The organism is Bacillus cereus group sp. N21 (genome assembly GCF_016483395.1).
In the GTDB taxonomy this organism is placed as follows: Bacteria; Bacillota; Bacilli; order Bacillales; family Bacillaceae_G; genus Bacillus_A; species Bacillus_A pseudomycoides.
Genome location: NZ_JAEHBX010000110.1, coordinates 1 through 10060, shown reverse-complemented (window position 1 = coordinate 10060; position 10060 = coordinate 1). Strand labels below are relative to the sequence as shown.

The following is a 10060-nucleotide window of genomic DNA, read 5'->3' as shown; positions in this document are numbered from 1 at the left end:
CCATTATTTTTTAGTTTTTTGAAAGCACACAGCAAAGCAGGAGCCTTGTCTGTTGTGAGAACCGTTGGTTCTCCAAACGCTTTGATTAATCGTTTCATAAACATATAGGCAGCCTGATGATTTCTTGTTTTACGGAGTTGGATATCCAATGTGTATCCTTCTTGATCAATCGCACGATAGAGATAACACCACTCTCCTTTGACTTTGATGTAAGTCTCATCTAAATGCCAAGCAAAATGTGCAGATTTATTTTTCTTTTTCCAAATCTGATACATTAGATTACCATATTCATGTACCCAACGCATAATGGTTGTGTGAGCTATGAATAAGCCTCGTTCCTCCATCATTTCTACCAAATCACGGAAACTGAGGTTGTACCGTAGGTACCATCTGACTGTTAACACAATCACATTAGGTTGATAATGTTTCCACTTAAATAAATCTTGCTTTTTCATACTGAGCACGTCCTTTTTTAGAGTACTAGTATCAGTATGTCCAAGATTTAGAGATTACTTGCAATTATCTTGAAGTTTTTGCACCAGAACCGATGAATTTCTCACTTAAACCATCATTTGAATTTTTTATAGCATATCTATTTCTCAATTTATATTTATATAATATGCAAAATTGCATATTCATTATGAAAACTTAGAAAACTCAACACTTTAAAGTCTTGCACAACCAAAACTATAAGTAAACCCACCTAAATAACATGAATATTTTCCCATTTTTTACAACCAACTACCTTTACAGAATATATATATATATAAATATATTTTTTTAAAAATATATTTATTCTGTCTAAAACAGGATGTAAAAACAAAGGAGAAAAAAACATGAAAACAAAGAAACAAAGTTTAGCAGTTTTATTGTCAGCTGGTGTTATTGCTACATCAATTAGTTTACCGACACCTAGCTATGCCGCTACATCAAATAATGTGCTGTCTACAGAGAAGTATAATGAGACCATCAAGTCTCCAGAGTTTATTTCTGGACAGCTGACTACACCATCTTCAACAAAAACTGAGGATGTAGTATTTCGTTATATTGATGAAAATAAGGATAAATATAAACTAGGTACAAAAAGTGCTAAAGAATCATTCGCTGTGAAGAAACAAGATGGGGATAAATTAGGTACAAAAGTTGTTCGATTACAACAAACATATAATGGTGTTCCAGTATGGGGATCTACACAAGTTGCACATGTTGATGATAAAGGAGTATTAACTGTTTTTTCTGGAACCGTAATTCCTGATTTAGATAAAAAATTACAACAAACAAATCAAAAAATCTTTGCTGATGAGGCAGTGTCTATTGCTGAAAAGGAACTAGGGTTTAAACCAAACTATGATGTAAAACCAACATCTGAACTTGTAGTATATGCAAAAGATAACACAGTATCCTATGCATATCATGTTCATTTAGGATTTTTATCCCCACAACCAGGTAGCCATGATTATTTTGTTGAAGCAGAGACTGGGAAAATCCTAGATCATATTGAAGTTTTACATGCAGCAAGAACCCCAAGAAGTATTACTGGGACAGCAATAACGGGGACGGGTAAAGATTCATTTGGAAATACAAAAAATTTGAATCTCTTAAAATCTAATAATACTTATTATTTAGTAGATAAAACGCGTGGCCAGGGAATTTATACGTATGATGCACAAAATAAAGGAAGTGATGATGACACTTCCTTTCTTCCAGGTGTCCTTTTTAGTAATAGCACTAACAGTTTTACAAGCAAAAATGCACAAGCGGCTGTAGATGCTCATACTTATGCAGGAATAGTATATGATTATTATAAAAAACTTCAGGGAAGAGATTCCTATGACGGAAATGGGTCTAAAATTGTTTCATCTGTTCATTTTGGACAACAGTATGGAAACGCATTTTGGAGTCCGGAACTAAAACAAATGGTATATGGAGATGGAGATGGATCAACACGTTCATTTACAGCTGCAATTGATGCGGTTGGTCATGAACTAACACATGCAGTAACAGAGTCATCATCCAATTTAATATATCAAGATGAATCTGGCGCACTTAATGAAGCAATGTCAGATATTTTCGGAACGTTAATTGAATATTATAATAATTCAAAACCTGATTATTTAATTGGGTAAAATTTATACTTTCAATCAGGACAAGCCCTTCGTTCTATGAGTGATCCAACACAATACGGTGATCCAGACCATTATTCTAAACGTTATACAGGAACGAATCAAAGCAAATTAGTACACACAAATAGTGGGATTATCAATAAAGCAGCGTATCTCATTGCAGAGGGTGGTACTCATTATGGAGTAACTGTAAATGGTATTGGTAAAGATAAAATGGGTAAAATCTTTTATCTCGCAAATACTCAATATCTAACAGAATCGGCAACATTTTCTCAAGCAAGACAAGCCCTTGTACAGTCAGCTGCAGATTTATATGGAACACAATCAACTGAGGTTACCTCTGTAAACAAAGCATTTGATGCTGTTGGTGTGAAATAATTTTTATTTAACATAAAAAGACACCTGAAATAATAAAAAGTTTCTATAGTGCTAAAAAACGATATCCTTTTTGTACTTTTCTACAAAAAGAATATCGTTTTTTCATAAAATGAAAATCCTGACCCTCTATCCTCACCTTACACCACTCATCTCTGAATTATTGGTGATTAAGGATTAGTGGTGTGATTTTTGTGTTTCCCTCTTCAATGATTCCCGATAAAGAAGTTCATAACTCAAGGTTTTCAATAAACAGAAAACCTTAGCGTAAGAAAATCAAGAACTCAACTTCCAACAAATATAGGGTTCCGGTGCAAGAACTTCAAGATACATGCAAGTAACCTCTAAATCTTGGACATACTGATACTATTACTCTAAAAAAGGCGTGTGATCGGTATGAAAAAGGAAAATTTGTTCAAATGGAAGCATTATCAATCTGATATGATTTTATTAACTGTGAGATGGTACCTACGGTACAACCTCAGTTTTCGTGATTTGGTAGAAATGATGGAGGAACGAGGTTTGTCTATTGCTCACACCACCATTATGCGTTGGGTGCATCAATATGGACCTGAATTAGACGAAAGAGTACGACGTCATCTTAAGACGACAAATGATTCCTGGAGAGTCGATGAAACGTATGTGAAAGTAAAAGGTCAATGGATGTATCTGTATCGTGCCGTGGATTCCGAAGGAAACACGATTGATTTTTATCTCAGTAAAACAAGAGACAAACAGGCTGCAAAGCACTTCTTTAAGAAAGCTTTGCGGTCTTTGCATGTTTCTAAACCTCGTGTCATAACAGTCGATAAGAATCCGGCTTATCCTATAGCAATTGAACAGTTGAAAAAAGAGAAAAGCATATCTGACGGTATGCAACTTAGACAACAGAAGTACTTGAATAACATAGTAGAGCAAGATCATCGCTTTATAAAGAAACGAGTCCGTTCTATGTTAGGATTAAAAACGTTTCAAACAGCCAAACGGATTATCTTTGGAGTAGAGGTGATGCATATGCTGAAAAAAGGACAACTGCAACAAGGGATGGAGTCTGTCCAAAACGAGATTGAATTCACAACATAAATTATTTGGAGTAGCATCATAACTCCTAGATGAAAAGGATATGGAGGCTCTATGTTTCTAGCAAATCATATTTGCACCAGAACCCTTACTTAATCAAAAATAAAAAGGTTCCATTTGAACAAATTTTCCTTTTCTATGCTGATCACACACCTTTTTTAGAGTCATACTATCAGTGTGTCCAAGATTTAGAGATTACTTGCAAGAATCTTGGAGTTTTTGTACCAAAAGCAGGTTTTCAGTATTCATAGAACTACTCCCAATTATAGAAGGGGGAGTAGTTCAAATACTGCATATGGATTCTATTCCTTATATTCAGACTGAATTTCTGACTTTGTTGGATTTTGTATGTTTTTTTCGTCGGGTATCGGTTTCCACCAATTACCAGTTATGAATAACATGGTCAATAAATTATAACTGTCACTAAAATAGCTTTCTTTTTTATTCTTCATCCAATCCCAGCCGTTATTAACCCACGCTTGATTATTACTGTTAGTCGTACCAGCAGCAATAAATGGTGAAACGAACACAGCTGTTGGATAATCACCAATGTTTGTTCCATTTAGTTCATAACCGTCCACAATTTTAGATGGGTTACCTTTTGTTTTATTTTTAATCCACGTAGCGACCTTATCAGAAATCACCTTACTTCTCTTTTCTCCATACATTGCATAATCCATAACAATTCGGAGTGGTACACGACTCGCATTATAGTAATATGCATCGGTATGTTTTGATTCATCTAAAAAGTTTTTAGGCGCAGGCTGTGGTGGATTTTTCACAACAAAATCAGAAATCAATCCTGTAGTTGGCGAGTATTTATTTGTAAACTGTGTATAAGTGTTGTAGAGATTATCAATAACATTAAGCCAAGTTTTATCCCTTGTAAATTCGTAGAAAGCTCTTAAATGAGACATCATCCAATCGGAAGGTCTAGTATCAAATGTACTCTTTGAACCCCAATCACCTAAATTCAAACTATTATTTTTGGTCACATTACTAGCCTTAATACCTTTTGTAATCATATTGTGAGCTTCTTTCAAATAATTGATTGTGCCATTTGACCCCCATTGCTTATGAGCAAGAAGAAGTGAGTAAGCAATGTCTAAATCCCCATCTGTCGCAGAATCAAAATGCCCTTGAGCTTTTTTACTATCGGCTACAACCCAACCCATTAAATTGGGATTTTCGGAACTTTTAAAAGCTCTCGCTGTTTTAAATAAGCCATTATAAATAGTTTGGGCGTTTGAATCATAACCTGCCATTAAAACCGTGATTATCATACCATAACCCTGTCCTTCTGAAGTTCCTAACGGTTTAAAGCCATCTGCATTTCCTGTAATCTCTCCTTTGACGTAGTAACCACCTGGAAGTGAAGAAAGATCATTCTTTAGATACTTATTTTTCCAATTATTATAATAATTTTCAACTGAAGTATTCAAACTTTCTTGTAAAACATGATTCGGTTTAATAATACCAGAGTAGTTTACTTGCTGTGGAAAGGGTTTCATCTCTTTAGCAACAGCTGCTACTTGAGAAGTGTTTGATGTAGTAGAAGGATTTATTATGTCTCCAGTATTTCTTAATGAAGTGTTGTCTAAAACCTCTGCAGCAGTACAATTAGTATAACTTGCTAAACCTATACCAAATGCGGATATAAAAGTTAATATCTTTCTTTTTCGGCTCATTTTTCGGCTCCTTTAAAAAATTAATTTTCGAAAAGTACAGAAACAATCCTATGATTCTATGAAATTTACTTTACTAATGCATCAACTTTGATTTACTTTTCATCTTTGCTCAATTCCATTTTACAAATGATATATATAATTTGTATTTCTAGGTAGTTTTCGAACAGAGCGGATACAATTACTCTTGATTTAGTAGTTTATATAAGAAAGTAAAATCACCATATTTATGTGTCTTAGCAGATACAATTGAATCGAAATTTCAGATAAAATGGGATGTGATTTTATATGGCTCTCAAAATTTACTGTTGTTCGCTTTCCAAAATTTTTTGATACTATTTGTTACGGAATTTTTTCTTTGGGAGAAGAATCCGCATGTAAATTCGAGCCACCTACACCGAATGCCATTGTTCATGCCACCACAACAGCCAATAATAAGCCAAAGGAATTTTTCAATATAATCACCTCTTAAAATGTATTTATATAGGAACTGTACCGTTTTTTGGTGATTATTGAAATAGTCTTTAATATTTTTCAAAAGATGTCTGATTTTATGTTTTTTACTATCTTTATAGGAATATGACTGACCGAGCATGTTCTATAAACAAAAAGAAAACACCTAAGCTATGGTTCTGCGTAGGTGTTTCCTTTTGCATAATGTTTTTTTATATTGGACTACTTAAATCTGGTTCTGGTGCAAATATGATTTGTTAGAAACATATTTGCACCAGAACCATTCATATCTAGTATATTTTTCTTATATTTTCCATTAAAATCAAATCAAAACTACTTTACTAACTAAGGAGAAGACAATGAAACATAACATTAATCTATGGTCCTTTATTTGTTCTTTGATTTGTATTGGTTTATTCCGTTTATATTTTGAAATCCCATCTGAAATATTCAAGTTTTTTACGGATTCACTACACATTCACCCTTTATTCATTTTACTAGTTTTAACAGTAGGAACTTTTTTTGCTGGCATGATTGGCTTCTCTAAGGTGAATAATTGGGTAGCGATGCTTAGAAGCATAGTAACAGTCCTACTAACATTTTCATTATCTGTATTTCTAACACTTACTTTGATTGTAGGATATGCGTTAAGTTAAAACGCAATTTAAATACAAGACTGAATAAAACTCAATATTCCGTCAATACTGTAGATACCCATTTCTTAACCTATTCCACAACCCGAGCAGTTAGCTTTTGCTAGCTGCTCTTATTTCTTCTTCTGAAGCATGTCTTAAAAATTCTGTAGAAGCTAACCACCTAGTTTTATCACCACATAATTCAATTCTGATAACTTGATTTCTTGGCTTTATAACTCGTGCTAGCCCATGTTGTTCTGGATAATCTGGATGAACAACCATTACATAGTCATCTTCTTTGAATTCCATATCCATCCCCCTTTTCTACAAAATGAAATTTTCGTTCATATTTTCGTCATATTTCCAAAAAATTTTCATCAACTTACAAAATATGACACTATCTCTATTTCTTAATTGGTATTATTGGTTCTGGTGCAAAAACTTCAGAATAATTACAATAAATCTATAAGACTTGGCCATACTGATACTATTACTCTAGAAAGGGTGCGTGATTGGTATGGAAAAGGAAAATTTGTTCAAATGGAAGCACTATCAACCTGACATTATTTTGTTAACAGTAAGATGGTACCTACGGTACAATCTAAGTTTTCGCGATTTAGTGGAAATGATGGAGGAACGAGGTTTGTCTATTGCTCACACAACGATTATGCGATGGGTTCATCAATATGGACCTCAATTAGAAGAGAAAGTACGACATCATCTTAAATCAACAAATGACTCGTGGAGAGTCGATGAAACTTATATTAAAGTAAAAGGTCAATGGATGTACTTATATCGCGCAGTCGATTCAGAGGGGAGTACAATTGATTTTTATCTAAATAAATCAAGAGATAAACAAGCAGCCAAGCACTTTTTCAAGAAAGCCTTGGCTTTTTCGTATGTTTCTAAACCTCGTGTAATAACAGTAGATAAGAACCCTACCTATCCTGTAGCGATTCAAGAGTTGACAGAAGAGAAACATATGCCTGAAGGCATACAACTAAGGCAAATTAAATATCTCAATAATATAGTGGAACAAGACCACCGGTTTATTAAAAGGCGTGTTCGTTCTATGTTAGGATTTAAGTCATTTAAAACAGCAATCTCTATATTGAGTGGTGTTGAAGCCATGCATATGATGAAAAAAGGACAACTTGTTTTACCGGTTAAGTCTGTCCCAAACCAGAAACAATTTATTCATAAATTGTTTGGCTTAGCTTCATAAGATAGAAATGAAAAAGAAATTGCTACTCTATGCTTCTAACTAACATTTTTGCACCAGAACCGGAAATTATGTAAAAAAGCTAGTATGAATCTAGCTTTTTACATAATTTCCGTTATCTGAAGTTAATTGCAGAGTGTACTTATACTAAATTCTCTTTCTACGAATTTCTGAATTGTATGTTGAAATTCTTTAGGATTCTCTATATAAGGGTGATGTCTGTCATCTAGTATAGTTACATACTTGTTAGGGAACTTAAATTTTTTATAATGGTCTGGTCCAATAGCATGATCATGTTTTCCACTAATTATTAATGTTGGTGTATGGATCTGGCTTGTGATTTTTGTATAGTCTTGAAAAAATCCAATGTCCTTAAAGACATATTCACGGAAGTTAGGTCTGTATATAAGATCCTTATCTAACTGCTCAAGAACTTTTAAATTCTCTTTACTTTCAAATTGCATGTCATAATATAGTTCTCTTTCTAATAGCTCTTTTGCTAAGCCAAAAAAGTCTTCATAAAATTGTTCCATTGATTCATAGTTATCGGTAATTTTTTCTTGGTTGAGCCACTTTCGCCCTATATTCATTTGATGCATATTTGTTTCCCTTTTGTTTAATGTGGAGTTTAACAAAATTAATCCTAATGTTGATTCTGGGTACTGCTTTGCATAATTTGTAGCCAATATACCACCAAAGGAGTGTCCCATCACAAACCATTTTTTTAATCCGAACTCATTTCTTATTTCTTCAAGATCTTGTAATAATCTATTTAGTGAGTAATCATCTTGCTTAGATAAAGAAGAGCGTCCACAACCTCTTTGATCTAGGTAATACATTTGCATGAAATTCTCTAAAGACGGTCCTGCTGCTTTTTCAAAAGAATAGCTCCAATAGCCAGGACCACCGTGTAGAAAGATACAAGGTATTCCTTTTCCACTTTTCGTTATATGTAAAGTAGTTCCGTCACTTGTTATTATATTAGTCAACTGTAAATCCCCCTTTTGATGAATACTTCACTACATAATTTCTCTTTAATGTATTAAAAAACCTGTGCAGATCGTTATGTATACTCGATACAGGATTAGTTAACATAACACCACTTATCAGTAGTCCATGAATTTAAAAATCTCAAAAAGTCCCTTCAGATCTTCTGAAGAGACTTTTTATTCATAAAACTATTAGAAAAGTTACTTAAAAGATTTTTTCCAATTTGAATAATAATAAATGAACTGAATTAATAAAGTTATTACTGCAATGCCAGTAAAGGTTACAAAATAAGTTAATCCCAAATCTAATAAATATATTACTATTAACGTGTTAACTACAAGAGGAATTGAAGCTAAAACATTATAAAAACGTTTTTTATAAAAAAGATGATCTTTTTCATTTATATAATTATCGACCATAAAAATCCTCCTTTTTCTTTTCTAAACCTCATGTATATTCATATTAATGCAACACCTAAATTTTACCACATCATGAGGTATTATTAACATAATTATCGTTCTCGGAAGTAAATATATTTGGTTTATCTGTGATTCATATAGGAACCTTTCAATACCCCGTAAATATCTACGTCCTCATATGTTCCCCATTTTAAAATATCTTGTTTTAATGTCCCCTCATAGGTCATCCCAATTTTCTTCATTACTTGTGTTGATGCCTGATTTTTACTCATTGCAGGTGCCCAAATTCGATTTAAATTGAGTTCACAGAATCCAAAATCCATTACCCTTTTTGCTGATTCCGTCGCATAACCTTTCCCCCAATAGTCCTTACCTAGCCAATAGGCAAGTTCCCCTTTGTTATGCTGTTTATCAATACGCAATGTCATTGTTCCAATTAGTATATTTTCATCCTTCAACACAACAGCAAACGGATAAGCGTCTCCATTTTCTATTAATCGAGGATGTTGTTGAATCCAAGATTCAGCATGTTCTAGTAGATAAGGATAGGGTATAGCCAAAGTTGTTTCAATAATTTCTTTTTCTCCGGCCAACGCTTGTGCTCTAACAGCATCTTTTAATTCGTATGGTCGTAAAATTAAACGTTCTGTCTGTAAAATATGCATTCTAAAGTCTTCTCTCCTATCCACTCTCTATTTTTACCTAAATTATACCATGTCATAGTGTGTATATTCCATACATGTAAGGTTAACATAGCCTATTATTATCAGTAGTAAGAAAATGAGCACATACCTTATTGAAATATCACCAATTTGTACCAAGCTAATACTTTGAAGTCTTCAAAAATAAAATTCAGCTCATTTTTTCGTTTTGGGAGTAACTTGTTTTCTTAGCTTGATGGGTATGTATAGCGACCCAAAATAAGAATTAAAAGGCGTGTATCTAAATATTCTCGATTTTATTTCATTATGTAAAGTAATATTTTATCAGAATATTCTTATCTTTATCAAAATCAAATGCGTTATAATGCAAATTAAGTGCTATATTTACAAAAATTTATAAGATGGAGGTTAGATTG

The 10060-nt window shown here is 33.2% G+C and carries 7 protein-coding genes and 3 pseudogenes; 4 read left to right on the top strand and 6 right to left on the bottom strand.

Annotated features, from left to right (window positions below; translation table 11 throughout):
- Nucleotides 1–455 (bottom strand): IS6 family transposase (locus JDS96_RS28595; RefSeq protein ID WP_199668839.1); only part of this gene is annotated, 455 nt, incomplete at its 3' end.
- A gap of 381 nt (nucleotides 456–836) precedes the next feature.
- Between JDS96_RS28595 and JDS96_RS28590 the strand changes: the two are divergent.
- Together JDS96_RS28590 and JDS96_RS28585 are read left to right on the top strand one after the other, a co-directional pair.
- Nucleotides 837–2501, top strand: a pseudogene (locus tag JDS96_RS28590) (M4 family metallopeptidase).
- 393 nt (nucleotides 2502–2894) lie between these two features.
- A pseudogene (locus JDS96_RS28585) lies at nucleotides 2895–3603 on the top strand (IS6 family transposase).
- A gap of 277 nt (nucleotides 3604–3880) precedes the next feature.
- Here the strand turns inward: JDS96_RS28585 and JDS96_RS28580 are convergent.
- Nucleotides 3881–5107 (bottom strand): annotated as a pseudogene (locus JDS96_RS28580) (glycosyl hydrolase family 8); the annotation flags it as partial.
- 968 nt (nucleotides 5108–6075) lie between these two features.
- On the opposite strand from JDS96_RS28580, the gene JDS96_RS28575 reads away from it, so the two are divergent.
- Nucleotides 6076–6372 carry a hypothetical protein gene (locus tag JDS96_RS28575; RefSeq protein WP_033796642.1) on the top strand — a complete coding sequence of 99 codons (297 nt, stop codon included), beginning with the start codon at nucleotides 6076–6078 and terminating at the stop codon, nucleotides 6370–6372.
- Nucleotides 6373–6462: 90 nt separating this feature from the next.
- Here JDS96_RS28575 and JDS96_RS28570 read toward each other — a convergent pair whose 3' ends face one another.
- Nucleotides 6463–6660 (bottom strand): hypothetical protein, encoded by a 198-nt coding sequence (locus tag JDS96_RS28570; protein ID WP_242480014.1) that lies wholly within the window; start codon nucleotides 6658–6660, stop codon nucleotides 6463–6465.
- A 208-nt stretch (nucleotides 6661–6868) separates the two neighbouring features.
- On the opposite strand from JDS96_RS28570, the gene JDS96_RS28565 reads away from it, so the two are divergent.
- Nucleotides 6869–7576 carry an IS6 family transposase gene (locus JDS96_RS28565; protein WP_199668836.1) on the top strand — a complete coding sequence of 236 codons (708 nt, stop codon included), beginning with the start codon at nucleotides 6869–6871 and terminating at the stop codon, nucleotides 7574–7576.
- Between the two features lie 122 nt (nucleotides 7577–7698).
- On the opposite strand, the gene JDS96_RS28560 is transcribed toward JDS96_RS28565, so the two are convergent.
- From JDS96_RS28560 to JDS96_RS28550, 3 genes are all read right to left on the bottom strand, one after another.
- Complete coding sequence (locus JDS96_RS28560; RefSeq protein WP_199668835.1) at nucleotides 7699–8562, bottom strand: alpha/beta fold hydrolase; 864 nt, start codon at nucleotides 8560–8562, stop codon at nucleotides 7699–7701.
- A gap of 201 nt (nucleotides 8563–8763) precedes the next feature.
- Nucleotides 8764–8982: a hypothetical protein gene (locus tag JDS96_RS28555; RefSeq protein ID WP_063223176.1), complete on the bottom strand. Its 219-nt coding sequence runs from the start codon at nucleotides 8980–8982 to the stop codon at nucleotides 8764–8766.
- 122 nt (nucleotides 8983–9104) lie between these two features.
- Nucleotides 9105–9647, bottom strand: a complete 543-nt coding sequence (locus JDS96_RS28550) for a GNAT family N-acetyltransferase (RefSeq protein WP_199668834.1) — start codon at nucleotides 9645–9647, stop codon at nucleotides 9105–9107.
- Nucleotides 9648–10060 lie beyond the last annotated feature (413 nt).